This window comes from Hymenobacter humi (genome assembly GCF_042665855.1).
In the GTDB taxonomy this organism is placed as follows: domain Bacteria; phylum Bacteroidota; class Bacteroidia; order Cytophagales; family Hymenobacteraceae; genus Hymenobacter; species Hymenobacter humi.
This window is the reverse complement of the sequence record NZ_JBHTEK010000001.1, coordinates 3,757,655-3,776,630: the sequence shown is the minus strand read 5'-3', so window position 1 is coordinate 3,776,630 and position 18,976 is coordinate 3,757,655. Positions and strand designations below refer to the sequence as shown.

Below are 18,976 nucleotides of genomic sequence, written 5' to 3'. Positions count from 1 at the left end.
TTCTGCTATTTTGGAGTTAACTGCAGTGGTTCAGCGGGTCGAAATCGATAAAGTTTATCTACTTCCCGGCCGGTTTCGTTAGGCGGGTTGGGCATCGCCCGGGGCTGGGCTGCCCGACTTATCTGGCCCTGGTTCGTATCCGGCCGGCCGGTTCTGCGTAATCCCGACCATTGAAAGTCTTACCCCGACTGCATGAAACGTGTTCTTAGCCTGGGCTTGCTGCTGGCCCTGATTAGCTGCTCATCCCCATCGGGCCAATCCCAGGAGGCCAACGCCACGCCCCCGGCGGCTACGCCCACCGGCGAGCCGGGCTACGTGCGCGGGGTGCTGCCCCTGGACCTGAGCAGCATGGTGTACCAGCAAAACAACGTGAGCGAGCCGCCCACGGCCCTGTTTCACCCCACCGGCTCCGACCTCACCAACACGTTCAGCCCCGGCCCCGGCCTGCTGCTCGACGAGCACGCCATCGTCATCGATTTCCCGCCCCAGTGGGCTGCCAAGAACCTCAAGCTGCGGATTTTCGACGGCAAGGGCGAGTTCAACCCCGGCCAGCGGTACTACGTGGTGGCCCGGGGCACGGGGGCGTCGAGAAGCTGGTGCACACCTTTACCGGCGCCCGCTACAACGAAGTGGAGACCGTGGAGCTGCCGCCCAATACCGTGTACGAGCGGCTGGTGCTGCGCGGTCCCAAAGCAGCCCAACCCGCCAAGCTGGAAATCATTGGCGACTACCGGCCCTTTAAGCCCGCTGCCGTAAAGCGGCCCCGGGCCCCACTGGCCGCCTTCACCGGCGCCAACGCCTTCCCCTGGAACTTCAACCAGACCGACGGCAGCGCCTTGAGCGAAGAGAAGTACGGGGCCATCCGCGAGGCCTTCGGGGGCGTGCTGCGCATGTACGTGGAGCTGGAAAAGTTTGTGCCCGTGGCCGGGCAGCACCAGTTTGAATACTGGAACCTAGACAAGCTGGCCCAACGCACCCACGCCGACGGCAGGGAGCTGATGTTTACGTTTACCCACGCCACCCGGGCCGAAATGGAAACTTGGCCCAAGACCACCTACGAGGGCAAGGAGTCCCCCGACATCGACGCCTCGCCCCACGTCTTTACGGCCGACGCCATGCAGGAAGCGGCCTACAAGCCCTCGGGCGAGGCGGCCTACCAGATGGCGGCCCGCTACGGGTTCAATACTCACATTCCCGACGCCAACCTGAAGCTCTATACCGTGCCCGCCTACCCCAATGCGCCGGTGTCGCTGCCGCGCAAGGGATTGGGCTACGTGCGCTACTACGAAGCCCACAACGAGCTCGACAAGGACTGGAAGGGCCTGAGCCACTACATGAGCGGCTGGAAAATGGGCCTGCACCAGTCCGTGGTGTACGACGGCGCCCAGGGTCGCATGGGCCCCACCTGCGGCATCAAAACCGCCGACCCCAGCGCCATCGTGCTCAACGCCGGCCTGGCCAAAGCCACGCCCGACACCTTCCGGGGCATGATAGACTGCTGGAAAAAGACCCGCGGCTACAAACCCGACGGTACCCTCGACATCCCCCTGGACCAGTGGAACTACCACCAGTACGCCAACGACGCCGGCAGTGCCCAGCACAGCGGCCAGCAAACCCGCGGCGTCTCGCCCGAGCAAAGCGCCATGCCCGGCGCGGCCCGGCGCATGGTCGAGTTTTCGACCCTCTACGGCGGAGGCAAGCCCGTGGTAATCACCGAAACGGGCTACGACGTGCACCCACTCTCGACCCTGGCCGCCGTGCGCGAGGCCGACTTGAAAGCCTATCCCAAACGGGAGCTTATTCCGGCCGCGCGCATCCAGCACACGCAGGGCGTGTGGGAGCTGCGCACCCTGCTGGAGGTAGCCGCGGCGGGCATCGACGGCATCACCTGGTACCAGGCCTTTGATGACAACGGGTCGTTGCCTTACATCTACCAGTCCTGCGGCCTGCTCAACAACGACAATTCCCGCCGGCCCGCGGCCGATTTTCTACTGCAGACCCGGGCGCTGATGGGCCAATACACCTTTCGCGAGCGCCACAGCGAAAACCCGCGCGTGGACATCTGGGAGGCCGGCCGGGCCCGCATGGCCGTGCTGTGGCTGCCCGTGGAAGACGACCGGAAAGGCTCGTACTCTCTACCAGTGCCCGCGGCGGGCCTGTGCTACACGCCCACCGTGGGCGCCAGCCGCATGGCTCAATCGAAGCTGGTGGTGAAAAAGGGCCAGGCCGTGGTCCCGCTCAGCGAAATGCCGGTATTTGTGCCCCTGGCGGAGGCCGGGCCCGAGCTGCCCGGCAAGGCCCAGGCTACCCCAAAGCCGAAGTCGCCGACAGCTCGAAAGTAGCCCGGGGCTGCCATTGCCGCCCGTCGTGGCGGAAGAGGGTGATGGTGTGCACTTCAAACACCGCGGCATAAGAGCGCGCCGCAAAGTGCTGGCGCAGCTCGGGCACCTGCGCCGGGGGCAGGTCCCGCGTGGCCAGCGTGAGGTGAGCCGTAAACGGGCGGTTTTCGGGCTTCACCTCGGGCAGGTGGGTGGCGCACCAGTCCATGAGCGCCGCATGAAAGGCTTTGATGCCCACCGCGTCGCTCACGTGCACAAACAAGGTCCGGTTGCCAAACCATTGAAACCCGTCGAGTCCCACCTGAAATGGGGCCTGCGTAGCCGTTAAAGCGGCGAGGGTTGCCGTGCAGCGGGCTTCAAACGCATCATCCTGGTGTAGCGGCGGAACGAGCGTGATGTGCGGCGGCAGCCGCACGGCATTGCGGCTCCCCGTGAGCTGGCTCACTTCCTGCTTCAGGGCCCAGACTTCGGAGAACACGGGCTCGGGCGGCAGCAGCGCCAGCAGGTACAGCGTGGGCATGGGGGAGATGATAATTTGGGGGTATTGGTCTGTACGAAGAGTGGGTTAAAAGGCTTCCTAGAGCCGTTTCATGGTCCGCGTACGTAGGGGCGGGGTCGTTCCCGACCCTACACGTACTTCGAAACCGCTCTAAAAGGTGTGTAGCGGCAGCTCAGGGCAAAGACCGTGTGATGGTGATGCTGCTCATTATGTAGCGCAAGCCGCCACCAGCTACTGAAGGAAGAGAGCCTTTACAATTCAGCGACGCTTAAAGAGGCTATTCTACCACGGTTCGCGCGAGTCTGGCAGATTGATTGTTGCCAAAATTTGCTCTGCGCTATAGTGCAGGTGTACAATCCTTGAACGAGTTAGTTGACAGGAACGAGGCCGCTTTGCTCCTCAATCCCGATACGCCTCTGATATCATTGATGAGCATGAAGCCCTCTGTTAGTATTGTATAATTCTGAAAATCAATGTTAGGCCTGATGTATAGTATGGGGTGACAATAGAATAAGCTAAATGTTTCCGCTCTATTATGAATTCTTTTCTTGTTACGCTTATGTCTGTGTAATTTATATTTTTTTCACAAAAAATATGTTGAGCTAAAAAAATAAGTAAATCTTTTATTGGAAAAGTGTTGTAAAATAGGCGTTTTTAATGTACTTTTAGTTTACTCAAGTGAAAGCCGCATAGCTCTTTTCTCAAAACTCAGCTATTGCCTATGACCTCGTGTACTGCCATTAAATTGGGAGGATTAATTGGTGAAATTGCCTCTAACGGCACCGGCAAGGCCGGTCTTTCAGTACTGTGCTGTTGAGTCTTTACAATGCTGACCTGACCACGATTCAGCTCAATTGTAAGTAGACCCCCTTTCCAAAACTTTTCTGGGTTCTCCCTAGCCACCGGCTACGGAATGGGATGCTTTTTCCCCGCGATTTCTGGTCCTACGCTACCATGGTTCCCTGTACAGGGCCTTGGTCTGCTGCTACCCCAGCAGCCATCCTCGACGCGAATTGAATGTCAAACCTTTCCATTGAATGTCATGAATACAACCTTTAGAACACCCAATCTTACCTATGCCCGACTGTGTACGCCTGCATTAGCTACTACTTCTTTTGCAAAGCGTGCCACTGCCAGTTGGCTGCATTTCCTGCTGCTCTTTGTAGCGGGATTTTTGTTTTCTGGAAATGCGCTTGCGCAAACCGTTACACTAAACTGTCCATCTCGCGACCGTTGTACTTCCAAAGACTTAGAAGTTGTAAGCGCGTATGTTGAAGGAGCTGACCAGTGCACTACTTGTACTGGCACTGAGCAACAGACAAGGAAGTTATACCTGAACATTGTTAATAAAACCGGCTCTGAACGAACATCATTTGCTGTTTTCGGAACACTGTCGGGAAGTGTAGCAGGTGAGAACGGATCCAGAATATTTTGCGGTGGTCCTATAGCTCCCAATTCAACCGTTCCTATTGAGGTAGGTACGGTTACTTACGTATGCGGCACTACCCTAAGGCTAACTGACGTTTTTGTCGCTTGGACAGACGCTTCTGATGGCAAAAAAATAGTTGCGATGCGATTAGAGCTGATGCTTGTGCAAGCATTGCACCTAAATGTGGCACTGTAGCAGAAATAATTATTAGAACACCTTTATCTGCTGCTTTCTCAAGCCCGGTTGCAACTTGCGCTGGTACTTCGAATGGAAGCCTAACTATCACTGCAGCAGGTGGAGTTGGGCCTTATGACATTGTCGTTAAAAACGCAGCAGGCACTACTGTTAAGACATATACCGATGTGACAGGTGCACAAACGGTAACCGGTCTTGCAGCAGGCAACTATACTGCTACCATCACAGATGCGAAGGGTTGCCACGCCACTGCAAACGGAACAGTTGGCACTTTGACCGCGCCCGTCATCACGTCTGCAAACGTGGCGATTACCCAGCCAACCTGCACCGCCGCTGGTTCGCTGGTAGTTAATACCACCGGCTTGGGCACTGGCACCTTTACGCTGCGTGGCCCCAGCCCCTCCACGGCCGTTGTTACTGCCCCCTACACCAACCTGGCTTCAGGAACTTACAGTCTCATCTTCACTAGCTCCAACGGCTGCGTTTCTGCGCCTTACCCGATTGTTATCAATCCGGCACCGAGTCCTTCGACCATTACTTCTGCGAACGTAACGGTAACGCAGCCGACCTGCACCGCCGGCGGATCAATTGTGCTCAATACCACCGGCCTGGGCACGGGTACGTTTACGGTACGCGGCCCCAGCCCCTCTACGGCCGTGCTGACTGCCCCCTACACCAACTTAGCTGCGGGCATCTACAGCATCACATTTACCAACGCTGATGGATGCGTCTCGGCTCCTTACCCGGTGACCATCAACCACGCCCCAAGCACGCTGGCCACGCCCACGGTGCTGCCCGCTTCGCAGCCCAACTGCTACCACAGCACGGGCTCGGTGGAAATCCACAACGTGGTGATTGGCGTGACTTACACGCTGACCGGCTGCGGGATTACGCAGAGCCTGACCCCGACCCAGCCCGGCGGCGCGGGCACGCCCATCTACCACAACGTGTTCGAGAACCTGCCTCCGTGCACCTACTCCGTGGTGGCCACCAAGGCGGGCTCCTGCCAGTCGGCGGCGGCCAGCGTAACGATTAACCACGCCCCAAGCACGCTGGCCACGCCCACGGTGCTGCCCGCTTCGCAGCCCAACTGCTACCACAGCACGGGCTCGGTGGAAATCCACAACGTGGTGATTGGCGTGACTTACACGCTGACCGGCTGCGGGATTACGCAGAGCCTGACCCCGACCCAGCCCGGCGGCGCGGGCACGCCCATCTACCACAACGTGTTCGAGAACCTGCCTCCGTGCACCTACTCCGTGGTGGCCACCAAGGCGGGCTCCTGCCAGTCGGCTCCCGCCAGCGTGACCATCAACGCCGTGCCAGCCGTACCCACTGTATACACACTAGGTGGTGGTTCGTGCGTAGGTAATTATGCTTCCGCACTGACGCTCAGCGATACCGACTACCACGTGAATTACCAGCTGCAGCGCGATGTAAACGGCACTTGGACCCCCGTGACGACTATGGCGGGCACCGGCGGAAGCATCAGCTTCGGCGTGCAGCCAGCCGGTACTTATCGCGTGGTGGCCACCAGCACCACAGCTGGCTATTGCTATACCACTACCAACTCGGTTACTGTAATTGTTTGTGCACCCATCGAAGGCTGCACGCTGGGCTACTGGAAGAACCACACCGACCGGTGGTGCTCAACCTACAGAACGGGCACACCTTACGGCTCGGTATTCACAAGCGCCCCTGCTGAGCTGAAGTACCTGACGCTGCAGGAGGCCCTAAATTTGGGTGGCGGTGGCATCTACAACCTGGCCCGTCAGTCGGTGGCTGCGCTGCTCAACGCGTGCAGCGACCAAGTGAACTACAACGCCCGGTATGAAGGCCATATCAGCGTACTTCAGTACGACGTGAACCACGCCTTCGAGACTGGTACGGCTGGTTCGTTGGCTTCCACGCTGGATGGGTACAACAATGAGGGCTGCCCCTTGGGCGGAACCCGCGCTACCACTGCGCCAAATGCCACTCTTGGCAGTGCACCGCTGGCCGAACGGGCCATGGACATCTACCCGAACCCCTTCACGCACCAGGCCTCGATTGAGTTCACGCTCAGCAAGTCGGAGCACTACAGCGTGCAGGTGCTCGATATGAGCGGCCGTCTGGTGACTCGTGTAGCCACTGGGGTTGCCGAAGCTGGTACGCCTAACCGCTTCCAGGTTTCGAGCAGCAACATGGCCGAAGGTATCTACATGGTGCGTCTGGTTACCGATAGCTCGATTCAGACGAAGCGCTTGATTCTGAGAAAATAATCTCTGGAGTGAAGTGCGAAAAAGACCGGCAGCTGCAAAGCTGCCGGTCTTTTTTGCCCGCTGCACTGGCTCGTTGAGCCATTTGGGTTAGAGCAACTGCACACGGCTTCGGTGCTCCGCTACCTCAACGTTGGGCAATGCTAAGCGCAGCATTAAGCCAACGGTAGTTGTGCTTCAAAAATTATATTATGAATATTATATATTATCGAGACAATGTTTGGTTTATCTGCTGGTTACTAACAATATATAATAAAAAATTATGGCTTTTGCAAATAAAGTTAATCTCCACGGACGTTGCGCTAGCGCCTTGATTTAGAGTAAAGTGAAAGTATTTAAGGTTAAAATAACTTGGACTATTGGATAAAAAAATATCAAATAACATACAAAATCTGCATCTTCTTATCTCTGAATTCAGTATCATTGCCTATCCAAAAGAACAGGCTCGTGGCCTCTGCCACAGGCTGGCGCTGCCGCCAGCGCCTGTGACCCCGTGTATCACCCGGCTCTAGGGTGGGATTTCAGTGGACCTGCCTTCCATGGCACCGGCAACGCCGGAATACTTACTGCTCTTTGCTGCTGCATGCTTACGCCTTTTCCCTGAGTGGTGCTTGGGGCCGGCGCAAGTCCCCTTTCGCTAAAAGGGGTTTTCCGATAGCCACAAGCTATGGAACGGAGCCTTTATGCTCCGCGATTTGCACTACTCGGTACGGGCCCGACGCGCTATGCGCCGGGGCTTGGGCGCTGCCTGGCAGCCAACGTCATTTCCATTTCACCCCTCATCACTTCATATGTAAAACATCGGTAACATGACTAATTCATCCAAGGACCACACACGTGGCCATTATCCCGGAGCGCAGAGCTGTTACGTTCACCTGGCTGCCGGTATGGCACCCGCGGCCCGCCCGGAGAGTATTCACCGAGTAGTCAGCTGGCTCCTAACGCTGCTGCTACTAGCCGGCATCAGCACTACCTTTTCGACCCTGAATGCACAGACCCTTACTGATAACTGTAGTTTTACGACCTACACCCAGGGCGGCTACGGCGCCGAGCCGCATGGCAACAACCCGGGAACGATAGTCGCCAGACTGTTCCCCTGGCGTTCCGCAACGGCCTCACGATTGGGGGCGGCTGCACCGGCGCCGAAACCCTCAGGCTCACATCGGCGGCTGCCGTGCGAGCCTTTTGCCTTCGGGCAGTACCGCCCGGGCGTTAGACCAGAACTACATGGACCCCACGCGGGACAATTACCGAAACGTGCTGGCCGGCCAGGTGGTCGCCCTCACGCTTTCGGTAGAATTTGACCGGTATGAGGCCGGCTTCGGTGCGTCGAGCACGTTGCTGGGGAATGCCATCATTACCCAGAGCGGCGCCTTCTACGGCATGACGGTCAACCAGGTGCTTGCCCTGGCCAACCAGGCCCTGGGCGGCTGCACCACGACTTATTCCTTCTCGCAGCTGAACGATATCATCTCGGCCATTAACGAGGCGTATGACGGCGGCCGGACCAGCTCCCTGCTGCGTTGCTGCAACCTCACCATCGCCAGCACCAGCGTGGTAACGGTGCAGCCCACCTGCACCGTGCGCACCGGTTCGGTTACCATCCACAACCTGGGCGGTGGCACGGCTACCCTGAGCGGGGGCGGGCTGGCTTCGCCCATTACCAACAGCACGGGCGTCTTCACGGGCCTGGCGGCCGGCACTTACAGCCTGACCCGCTCCCACAGCGGCTGCACCTCGCCCGCGGTCAGCGTTACCATCAACGCGGCGCCGGCTATCCCGGTTATCGTAGCGGCCAATGTGGCTACCGTGCAGCCAGGCTGCATCGTGCGTACTGGCTCAGTTACGCTGCACAACCTGGCCGGGGGCACGGCTACCCTGAGCGGTGGCGGGCTGGCTTCCGCCATGACCAGCACCACGGGCTCGTTCAGTGGCCTGGCCGCCGGCAGCTACAACCTGACCTGGACCAGCACGGCCGGCTGCGTCTCGGCGGCTTACGGCGTGGTCATTAGCCCGGCGCCGGCCATCCCGGTCATTGCGGCGGCCAATGTGGTCATTGTCCAAACCACCTGCGAAGTGCGCACGGGCTCGGTAACGCTGCACAACCTGGCCGGGGGCACGGTTACGCTGGGCGGGCTCTCGGCCCCGGTGAGCAACACCACGGGCGTGTTTACGGGCCTGGCCCCGGGCAACTACAGCCTGACGCTGACCAACACGGCCGGCTGCATGTCGGCTCCTTTTACCTTCTCCATCAACGTTCGGCCCACCCTGCCGGTCATCCCGGCCGCCAGCGTGGTCGTGGTGCAAACCTCGTGCACAAGCAGCACGGGCTCGATTACCCTGCACAATTTGGACGGCGGCACGGCCACCCTGAACGGCGGCAGCCTCTCGGCCCCCGTTACCAACAGCACGGGCATCTTCACGGGCCTAGCCGCGGGCACTTACAGCCTGACCCGGACGCTCAACGGCTGCACCTCGGCCGCATTCTCGGTAACTATCAACCCTGCGCCGGCTGCTTCTGTTGTGCTGGTGAATAATGTGGTAATAGTGCAGCCCACCTGCGCAGTGCGCACCGGCACGGTGACGCTGCACAACCTGGCCGGTGGCACGGCCACCCTGAGCGGTGGCGGCCTCTCGGCTCCGGTGAGCAATACTACTGGAGCCTTCGCCAACCTGGCTCCGGGCAGCTACAGCCTGACGCTGACCAACACCGCCGGCTGCGTGTCGGCTGCCTACTCGGTAACCATTAACGCCGCTCCTGCCACCCCGGTCATCGTGGCAGCCAACGTAGCCATTGTGCAGCCCGGCTGCATTGTACGCACGGGTTCGGTGACGCTGCACAACCTGGCAGGTGGTACGGCTACCATAAGCGGTGGCGGTCTGGCTTCGGCCATGACCAGCACCACCGGCTCGTTTAGCGGCCTGGCTGCCGGTTCTTATAACCTGACCTTGAGCAACGCCGCGGGTTGCGTATCGGCTGCCTTCGCGGTGGTTATCAATGAAGCGCCGGTTATTCCGAACATCTTGGGTGCCATTGTGGAAATAGTTCAGCCTACCTGCACGGTACGTACCGGCTCAATTTCGCTCACCAACCTGCGGAACAACGCCACAGCCACCCTGAGCGGTGGTGGCCTCTCGGCCCCGCTAAGCAACACGACGGGCCTCTTTACTGGTCTTGCCCCGGGCAGCTATAGCCTGACCATTACCAGTGCCATCAGCGGCTGCGTATCCGATGCCCGTGTAGTGGTCATCAATGCCGCGCCGGCCATTCCTGCCGCACCCGTGGTGAGCGTGAGCGCCGCAACGTGCACCGCCGGTTCGGTGGCCACGATTACCTCGCCCACTGCGAGCCTGACCTTTAGCCTCGACGGCTCGAGCACTTTCGCGGCTTACCCCGCGGGCGGCTACGCTAACCTGAGCGCCGGCCCCCACACCATCACGGCTCGCAACGAAGCCGGCTGCGTTTCGGCTGCTGCCAGCTTCACCATTGTGGGCCCCTTCGGCTTGCCCGTAGCGCCCGCCATCTGCGTGAGCGCCTCGACGTGCTCGGCCAGTTCGGTGGTTACCATTAATTCGAGCACCACGGGTTTGACCTTTAGCCTCGACGGCTCAACGACCTTCACGGCTTACCCGGTTGGCGGCTTCACTGGCCTGAGCGCCGGTGCCCACTCGCTCACGGTACGCAACGCGGCCGGCTGCACCTCTGCGGCCGCCTGCTTCACGGTTCAGGGGCCCTCGGCTACGCTCGATGTTCCGGTAGTAAGCGTGAGCGCGGCCACGTGCACCGCCGGTTCGGTGGCCACGATTACCTCCTCCACTGCGGGCCTCACGTTTAGCCTCGACGGCTCGGCAACCTTCGTGGCTTACCCCGCGGGCGGCTTTGCTAACCTGAGCGCCGGCCCCCACACCATCACGGCTCGCAATGCCGCCGGCTGCACCTCCGCTGCTGTCAGCTTCACCATTGCTGGCCCCCTGGGCGTGCCCGCTGCGCCGCTGGGCATTGTAACGCAGCCTACCTGCACGGCTGCCGGCTTTATCACGCTGCATAACGTGGTGATTGGCTCAACTTACACGCTCACGGGCACCAGCCCCGTGCGGGCTGCCGTGCGCCTGACCCCAACCTCGACGGGCGGCGTTATCTCCAACAATGTGTTCGCCCTGCTGCCCACCGGTGCTTACAACCTGACCGTGACCAACGCAGCCGGCTGCACCTCCGCTCCGCTGGCCTTGACGGTGAACCCTGCGCCGGCCGCCTCAGCCATTACAGCCGCCAACGTGAGCGTGGTGCAGCCCAACTGCTTCCACCACACGGGCTCGCTTACGCTCAACACGACGGGCCTCGGCGCCGGCACCTTTACCGTGCGCGGACCTAGCCCCTCAACGGCCGTGGTTACCAACCTGACCAGCCTGGCTCCCGGAACCTACAGCGTTACCTTTACCACGGCGGCTGGCTGCGTTTCGCCGGCCTACTCGGTGACCATCAACGCGGCTCCGGCGGCTTCGGTTGTTCTGGCGGCCAACGTGGCCACCGTGCAACCAAGCTGCACGGTGCGCGCGGGCTCAATTACGCTGCACAACCTGGCTGGCGGCATGGCTACCCTGAGTGGTAGCGGCCTCTCGGCTCCGGTGAGCAACACGACCGGTGTGTTCACCAGCCTGGCTTCGGGTAACTACAGCCTGACGCTGACCAACGCCGCCGGCTGCGTGTCCGCTCCTTACGTCGTGTTCATCAACGGTGTCCCGGCTATCCCCACTGCGCCGGCGGGCACCGTAGTGCAGCCAAGCTGCACCATGGCCATGGGCACCGTAAACGTGACCTCGCCAACCGCCGGCTATGCTTACTACCTGACCGGTACCAATCCGGTACGGGCGACGGTTAGCAACACCACCGGCATCTTTACCAACGTTGCGCCCGGCGTCTATAGCCTGACCAGGGTGAATATTGCAGGTTCGAGCCCCGGCTGCCCCTCGCTGGCACTTCGATAACGGTGATTCCGGCGCCCACCAACTGCGTAGCCGAGGGCTGCACGCTGGGCTACTGGAAGAACCACACCAACCGGTGGTGCTCGACCTACCGCCCCGGCATGCTCTACGGTTCCGTATTTGCCAGTGCTCCCAGCCAGCTGAAGGGCATGAGCCTGCTGGATGTCCTGAACCAGGGCGGCGGCGGCATCTACAACCTGGGCCGGCAGTCGGTGGCTGCGCTGCTCAATGTGTGCAGCAGCGAGGTGAACTACAACTCCAAGTACGAAGGCCATATGTCGGTGCTCATCGCCGATGTTAACTATGCCTTCACGCATGGCACTTCCGGTTCGCTCGCTTCCACGCTGGACAACTACAACAACGCCGGCTGCCCCCTGGGCGGCACGCCCGCCAATCACAATAGTGATACCGCTGGCGGCGAGGTGAACGGTGCCCAGGGCAGCCTCGACATCTACCCGAACCCCTTCTCGCAGCAAGCCTCGGCCCAGTTCACGTTCAGCAAGTCGGAGCACTACACGCTGCAGCTGCTGGATATGAGCGGCCGGGTGGTGAACCGCATTGCGGAAGGAGTGGCCGAAGCCGGGAAGGCCTACAGCTACCGGATTGCCGGAAAGGATTTGGCCGAAGGGGTGTACATGCTGCGTCTGTCGTCGGAGAAGTCGACGCAGACCAAGCGCCTGGTCCTGAAAAAGTAACCGGGGAGTAAGTGCACAAAAAAGACCGGCAGCCGCCAAGCTGCCGGTCTTTTTTTGTGTCGTGATTTCCGAGCTCGTCTTGTCGATTGTCGGGCGGCGGCTGGGCAGGAAGCAAGCCCGGGAAGGGTAGGGGATACTTGTAGTCCGACAATGGCTGCTTTGGCTCAATTTTTTGATTGTTAATATTTTATTAAATCCCGTTGCTTAAAATTTGGCTTAAGTCCACCCCGGTTTTCTTCGCCTTCCCGCAAGGCTGAAAATGGAGCCCCGCTACTTTCATGCTGAATTAAAACCCACCATGAAACGAGCACAGGACAAAGTAGTCATCATCACCGGCGGGGCCAGCGGCATCGGGCGGGTTTCGGCCCTGCGGTTTGCCGCCGAGGGCGCCATCGTGGTTATCTGGGATATCGACAAGGCTAAAGCGGAAGCCACCCGCGGCGAGATAGAAGCGGCCGGCGGGAAGGCGGTGGTGGCCCAGGTAAACACCACCCAGCCCGAGCAGGTGGCCGCCGCCGCCCAGGCCGTGCAAACCGAGTTCGGCCGCATCGACGTGCTGATAAACAACGCCGGCATCACCCGCGACGCCTCGCTGCGCAAGATGACCCTGGCCCAGTGGCAGCAGGTAATCGACGTGAACCTGACCGGCGTGTTTGTGTGCGCCCAGGCCGTGGCGCCCTACATGGAGGCCCAGCGCAGCGGCCGCATCATCAACACCTCGTCGGTGGTGGGGCTGTACGGCAACTTCGGCCAGAGCAACTACGCTGCCACCAAGGCCGGCCTCATTGGGCTGACCAAGACGCTGGCCCGCGAGCTGGGCAAGTACAACATCACCGTAAACGCCGTGGCCCCCGGCTTTATGGCCACCGATATGCTGAATACCATCCCCGAAAAGGTGCTCGATGCCCTGAAAAGCCGCACGCCCCTGGGCCGCCTGGGCCGGCCCGAAGACATTGCCGCAGCCTACTTATTCCTGGCCTCCGACGAAGCCGGCTACGTGAGCGGCACCGTGCTGAGCGTGGACGGCGCCATTACCATCTAAGGCCATGAGCACGACCACCGCCCGCCGCGCCCTGATTACCAGCACCGGCTCCTGCGTGCCGGAGCGGGAGCTGCCCAACGCCTACTTCAACGAGCCTGCTGGGCGAGGACGTGGACCAGTGGCTGCGCGACAACGTGAATATCTACTCCCGCCGCTGGTGCGCCGCCGACGAATCGGTGGCCGACCTCTGCGAGGGGCGGCCCGCCAGGCGCTGGAGCGCGCCGGCGTGCGCCCCGACGAACTGGACCTGCTCATCGTGGCCACCGACACGCCGGAGTATGTGTCGCCCTCCACGGCCGCCGTGCTGCAACACCGGCTGGGGGCCACGGGAGCAGGTACTTTCGACCTCAACGCCGCCTGCGCCGGCTTCGTGACGGCCCTCGATGTGGCCGCGAAGTACGTTATGTCGGACAAGCGCTACAACCGCGTGCTCGTGATTGGCGGCTACGCCATGAGCAAGTACCTCGACCTGACCGATAAGAAAACCGTGACGCTCTTTGCCGACGGTGCCGGTGCCGTGCTGCTCACCGCCGCCACCGATACCGACCGCGGCTTCCTCACCAGCCGCCTCCACACTGAAGGCCAGTACGCCTCCTGGATGGGCATCTACGCCGGCGCTTCCCACCAGCCCGTGACGGCCGAAGTAGTGGCCCGCAACGACCACAAGCTCAAGTTTGTGCACCGCTTCCCCAAACAGCTCAACCCCGAAGTCTGGACCCGCCTGGCCGAAGAAATGGCCGACGACATTGGCGTAAGCCCCCGCGCCGTGGACCACTACGTGATGACGCAGGCTCAACGTGCACGCCATTCACGAAACCCTCGACCGGCTGGGCGTGCCCCACAACCGGGCCCCGCTCGTCATGGACCGCTACGGCTATACCGGCTCCGCCGCCATCCCCATGGCCCTCGACTATGCGGTGACCAAGGGTGATATTAAAGAAAACGACCTGATATTTCTGATTGGCTCCGGTGGTGGGCTTGCCTTTGCCGGGGCTGCTTTTAGAATGTAGCGTGGACTCTGCGAGTCCGCGCCCGCACCATACGCTTCTAAAACATATGCTCACTCGCGGACTCGCAGAGTCCACGCTACATCCTTACATATGAACGGCATCGCTACTTCGCAGCAAGTTACCGCCACGGCCATTTTGCTGGCGTGCTATGCGGCCGTCATCCTGTTTTTTGTGGTGCGCGGGGCCTTGCGCATCAATAGTATGGCCGATTATGCGGTGGGGTCAGTGCGGTTTTCACCGGTGGCGGTGGGGCTGTCGCTGGCCGCGTCCATGACCAGCGCGGCCACGTTCATTATTAACCCCGGCTTTGTGGCCATCAATGGGCTCAGTGCCATGCTCTCCTTTGGCGTGGTGATGCCCATTGCTTCGATGGCTTCGCTGGTGGTGTTCACCAAAGGCTTCCGCAAGCACGGGCAGACGGTGAAGGCCCACACGTTGGCGCAGTGGATAGGCACGCGGTTTCAGAGCCGTGGGCTCACGCGCTACTTTGGGTGGCTGTCGCTGCTGCTCATCACCTTCATCGTGCTCATTTGCGTAGGGCTGACGCAGGTGCTCAGCAATGCCCTGAACGCGCCGCCGCTGCCCGTGCTGGTGGGCGTGGTGGTGTTCATTTTCGGCTACATGATGTTCGGCGGGGCCAATTCGATGGTGTATACCAATACCATTCAGGCCTGCCTAAAGCTGCTGGTGGCGCTGGTGCTGCTCACCTCCGGCTACGAGCATTTCAGCCAGGGCGTGCACGGTTTTGTGGACCGGCTCGGTGCTATCGACCCGGCCCTGACGCACGCCAACAACCCGGGCAGCTACCTGTTCCGCGACTACTTCGAAATCGTGTTTTGCCAAGTGGTCATCGGCATCGCCATCGTGTGCCAGCCCCACCTCATCACCAAGTCGCTGCTGCTTGACAACGAGAAGGACGTGAACCGTTACCTCACCACGGCGGTGCTGGTGCTCACCGTGTTTTTCTCGGTGGTATTTGTGGGGCTGTATGCCCGCCTGGCTTTCCCGGGCCTGGTGCTGAATGGCCAGGAGCTGAAGATGGACAAGATAATGTCGGCCTACGTGGTGCGGGAATTTCCGGTATACATGGGCGTGCTGATAATAATGGGCCTGATTTCGGCTGGAATTTCCACGCTGGAAAGCCTGATTCAGTCGCTCTCGAGCACCATCACGGCCGACATCATCAAGCCCTTGCTGCCGAGCACGGCGTTTGGTGGCGCCGGCGGTTTCGGCCGCGAAATCCTGCTCAACCGCGTGGTGATTGCCGCGCTTGGCGCCATTGCCATCTGGCTGTCGTACGACCAGTTTGTGAACGCCAAGCTCAGCGTGGCCATCTTCGCTCAGACGGGCGTGTACGCCTATTTCGCCGCGGCTTTCGTGCCCATCAGCTTCGGGATTTTCCTGAGGGATGCGCCGCGAGTGGCTGTGGCTGCGGCGTCGGTCACGGCGCTGCTGGTGCACTTTGCCATTTACTTCGGGCGCCTCACACCCTACATGCAGGCGCCCGTGCGCAACCCTGGGGTATCGGCGGCCATCGCCATCGTGGCTTCGGTGGCGGTGGGCGGGGCGCTGTATCTGGCCCGGCGCCAGGCTGCAGAGCCCTTAGCGGGGGAACTTCACGAGGCCCCTACAGGGCAGCCCCTCCCCATAAGAGAGGGAAGCCGGACAACTGTAGCGCGGACTCTGTAGTCCGCGTCTGCGCGAACGATACGCGGACTACAGAGTCCGCGCTACTTGCCGCGCCGCCGTGGCTCCCCTCTCTTATGGAGAGGGGCCGGGGGTGAGGTTCCTCAACTGTGCCGCTGCACTTCTTCATCCAAAATTCCCACCACCCCAACACCACCTCATCCGATGTACACGAAAGACTGGGCCGCGAAATGGGCGCTCTACTCGCCGCGCAAACCAGCCCTGAAAGAGCTGGATACCGACCGGGCCTGGACCTATGCTGAACTCAACCAAGCAGGCAGCTTCCTGGCTGCGGAGCTCACCCAGCGCCACGGCCTGCGCAAGGGCGACCGGGTGATGGTGCTGGCCGAGCACTGCTTAGAATACGTGGCCCTGTTTGTGGCAGCTCAGAAAACCGGCCTCATCCTCGTGCCGATAAACTACCGGCTGGCCCCGGCCGAAATCGACTACTTGGTGAGCAACTGCAAGCCCGCGCTGCTGATTTGCGAAGCCCAATTTCAGGACAAAGCCTCGCAGCTGCAGGCGCTCCAAGGGTCTTCTGCGCCGGAAGTGTGGCCCATGCAGTCGCTGACTGATATGTGCCAGCGCGGCCTGGAAGCGCCGGAGCCGGTGCCCTTCGCCGCAGTTGAGCTAGACGAGGACGATGCCGTGTTCATCCTCTACACCTCCGGCACCACCGGCTTTCCCAAAGGCGCCCTCTACACGCACCGCATGCTGCTGTGGAACAGCCTGAACACCTCGCAGAGCCTGGAAATCACCCCCGACGACGTCACCATCAACTGCATGCCGCCCTTCCATACCGGCGGCTGGAACGTGCTGCTGACGCCGTTTCTGCACCGCGGCGCCACGGTGGGCTTGCTCAAGAAATTCCAGCCCGAGCGGCTGCTGGCGCTGCTCGACCAGGAGCAGGCCGACATCTTCATGGGCGTGCCCACCATGCTCAAGATGATGATGGAAAGCCCGGCCTTCGCGGCCGCCGACCTGAGCAGCCTGCGCTATTTCATAGTAGGAGGAGGCCCTGCCGCTGGAAGTCATCCGGGCCTGGGACCGCAAGGGCATCAAAATCCGCCAGGGCTTTGGGCTGACTGAAGTAGGCCCCAACCTGTTTTCGCTGCACCAGGACGATGCCATGCGCAAAATTGGCTCCATTGGGCGTTCCAATTTCTACGTCGAAACCATGCTCATCGACGAGCAGGGCCAGGAAGTGGGCCCCGACGAAGTAGGCGAGCTGTGCCTGCGCGGCCCCATGACCACGCCCGGCTACTGGCGCGACCCCGAAGCCACCGCCAAGGCCATGCCCGACGGCTGGTTTCGCACCGGTGACCTGCTGCGGCGCGACGCCGAGGGCTACTTCTTCGTGATGGACCGCATCAAAAACATGTACATCTCGGGCGGCGAAAACGTGTACCCGGCTGAGATTGAGCGGTTTCTGCTCACGTTCCCGGGCGTATCGGAAGTGGCCGTAATCGGCGTGCCCGACGAGCGCTGGGGCGAAGTGGGCAAGGCCTTCATCGTGACCAAGGACCTCGAGATTTCCTGCGAAGCCCTGCAGGCCTACTGCTGTGTCAACCTGGCCCGCTTCAAGGTGCCCAAGTACCTGGAGCTGGTGCCCGAGCTGCCCAAAAACGACACCGGCAAAATCAATAAAAAGGCCCTGAAAGCCAGCGTATGAGCCGCGCCCTCCGTTTCCTGCCCGCCCTACTTCTGTTCATCCTCCCAAGCCTTTCTCCGGCGATGAGTTATCCGACGCAAACAGTGCCGATTCGTCAGGTGATTGGCCCCTATGGTTTTCCCGAGCACACCGTGGCGCTGGCCGACTCGGTGCAGCTGGCCTATGTGGACGCGGGCAAGGGGCCGAATACGCTCATATTCATCCACGGTCTGAGCAGCTACGTGCGGGCCTGGGAGCGCAGTATTCCGGAATTGAGCAAAACGGCCCGCTGCCTGGCCGTTGATTTGCCGGGCTACGGCAAGTCGTCCAAGGGCCAGTACACGGGCACTATGGACTTCTACGCCGAGGTCATCCACCAGTTCATCCAGAAGCTGCACCTCAAGAAAGTGACGCTGGTGGGCCACAGCATGGGCGGCCAAATTGCCGTGACCCTGGCCCTGAAATACCCCGCCGACGTGCAGAAGCTGGTGCTCACCTCGCCGGCCGGCTTCGAGACCTTCACCGAGCCCGAGCGGCAGCAGCTGCGCGCGTTCTACACGGTGCCGTCCATCGTGAGCACGCCCGAGGCGCAGGTGCGCACCAACCACAAGTACAACTTCTACCGCATGCCCGCCGAAGTGGACCTCTGGATAGCCGAACGCCTGCGCATGATGCAGTGCGACGACTTTGCCCAGTACGCCCAAACGGTGGTCAACAGCATGGCCGGCATGCTCGACGGCCCCATTTTCGACCGCCTGCCCCAGGTGAAGCAGCCCACGCTGGTCGTGTTCGGCGCCGAAGATTTCCTGATTCCCAACCGCGCCCTACACCCGAAGCTCACCACGGCGCAAGTATCGGCTGCCGGGCTGGCCCGGTTGCCCCACGCCCAGCAGGTGCTGCTGCCCGAAGCCGGCCACTTCGCCCACTACGAGCAAGCGGCCGAGTTTAACCGGCTGGTGGCCAATTTTGTACGGTAGGCTATAAAGTGCTCCATCATCAGTAATCGGTAGTATATAGAACGTCATGCCGAGCGCAGCCGTGCCTCTCGCCCGCTTCGTTGAGCTAATAGGATGACTACTCCACGCGAGATGCCTCGGCTGCGCTCGGCATGACGTTCTTTTTGTACTGGTATATTTCTACGGGGCACTCACTTTCTGAATAGCTGCCCACAGCTATTCTTAAGCTGCTG

11 protein-coding genes and 3 pseudogenes are annotated in these 18,976 nt (G+C 60.9%); 13 read left to right on the top strand and 1 reads right to left on the bottom strand.

Annotation, left to right across the window (positions count from 1 at the left end):
- The first annotated feature begins 596 nt into the window (after positions 1–596).
- Positions 597–2,342: a hypothetical protein gene (locus ACFQT0_RS21210; protein ID WP_380205093.1), complete on the top strand. Its 1,746-nt coding sequence runs from the start codon at positions 597–599 to the stop codon at positions 2,340–2,342.
- Here the strand turns inward: ACFQT0_RS21210 and ACFQT0_RS21205 are convergent.
- Positions 2,305–2,859, bottom strand: a complete 555-nt coding sequence (locus tag ACFQT0_RS21205; RefSeq protein WP_380205092.1) for a 2'-5' RNA ligase family protein — start codon at positions 2,857–2,859, stop codon at positions 2,305–2,307. The two genes, ACFQT0_RS21210 and ACFQT0_RS21205, sit on opposite strands and share 38 nt — an antisense overlap.
- Before the next feature lie 1,021 nt (positions 2,860–3,880).
- Between ACFQT0_RS21205 and ACFQT0_RS21200 the strand changes: the two genes are divergently transcribed.
- From ACFQT0_RS21200 to ACFQT0_RS21145, 12 genes and pseudogenes are all read left to right on the top strand, one after another.
- On the top strand, positions 3,881–4,462 hold the full coding sequence (locus tag ACFQT0_RS21200) for a hypothetical protein (protein WP_380205091.1): 582 nt from the start codon (positions 3,881–3,883) through the stop codon (positions 4,460–4,462).
- Positions 4,414–4,590: pseudogene (locus ACFQT0_RS21195) on the top strand (SprB repeat-containing protein); the annotation flags it as partial. The gene ACFQT0_RS21200 and the pseudogene ACFQT0_RS21195, both read left to right, overlap by 49 nt.
- Positions 4,591–4,764: 174 nt before the next feature.
- Positions 4,765–6,723, top strand: coding sequence for a T9SS type A sorting domain-containing protein (locus ACFQT0_RS21190; protein WP_380205090.1), 1,959 nt, complete (start codon positions 4,765–4,767; stop codon positions 6,721–6,723).
- 1,182 nt (positions 6,724–7,905) lie between these two features.
- Positions 7,906–11,706 carry a beta strand repeat-containing protein gene (locus tag ACFQT0_RS21185; RefSeq protein ID WP_380205089.1) on the top strand — a complete coding sequence of 1,267 codons (3,801 nt, stop codon included), beginning with the start codon at positions 7,906–7,908 and terminating at the stop codon, positions 11,704–11,706.
- 2 nt (positions 11,707–11,708) lie between these two features.
- Positions 11,709–12,398 (top strand): T9SS type A sorting domain-containing protein, encoded by a 690-nt coding sequence (locus ACFQT0_RS21180; RefSeq protein WP_380205088.1) that lies wholly within the window; start codon positions 11,709–11,711, stop codon positions 12,396–12,398.
- Positions 12,399–12,696: 298 nt separating this feature from the next.
- A complete protein-coding gene (fabG, locus tag ACFQT0_RS21175; protein ID WP_380205087.1) occupies positions 12,697–13,440 on the top strand; it encodes a 3-oxoacyl-ACP reductase FabG in 744 nt (247 codons plus the stop codon).
- Positions 13,441–13,444: 4 nt separating this feature from the next.
- Positions 13,445–13,963: pseudogene (locus ACFQT0_RS21170) on the top strand (3-oxoacyl-ACP synthase III family protein); the annotation flags it as partial.
- Positions 13,964–14,237: 274 nt separating this feature from the next.
- Positions 14,238–14,450: a 3-oxoacyl-[acyl-carrier-protein] synthase III C-terminal domain-containing protein gene (locus ACFQT0_RS21165; protein WP_380205086.1), complete on the top strand. Its 213-nt coding sequence runs from the start codon at positions 14,238–14,240 to the stop codon at positions 14,448–14,450.
- A 90-nt stretch (positions 14,451–14,540) separates the two neighbouring features.
- Complete coding sequence (locus ACFQT0_RS21160; RefSeq protein WP_380205085.1) at positions 14,541–16,139, top strand: sodium:solute symporter family transporter; 1,599 nt, start codon at positions 14,541–14,543, stop codon at positions 16,137–16,139.
- Positions 16,140–16,301: 162 nt separating this feature from the next.
- A pseudogene (locus ACFQT0_RS21155) lies at positions 16,302–17,343 on the top strand (AMP-binding protein); the annotation flags it as partial.
- 39 nt (positions 17,344–17,382) lie between these two features.
- Positions 17,383–17,808 carry a class I adenylate-forming enzyme family protein gene (locus ACFQT0_RS21150; RefSeq protein ID WP_380206094.1) on the top strand — a complete coding sequence of 142 codons (426 nt, stop codon included), beginning with the start codon at positions 17,383–17,385 and terminating at the stop codon, positions 17,806–17,808.
- Between the two features lie 98 nt (positions 17,809–17,906).
- Positions 17,907–18,764 (top strand): alpha/beta fold hydrolase, encoded by an 858-nt coding sequence (locus ACFQT0_RS21145; protein ID WP_380205084.1) that lies wholly within the window; start codon positions 17,907–17,909, stop codon positions 18,762–18,764.
- The last annotated feature ends 212 nt before the right edge of the window (positions 18,765–18,976 follow it).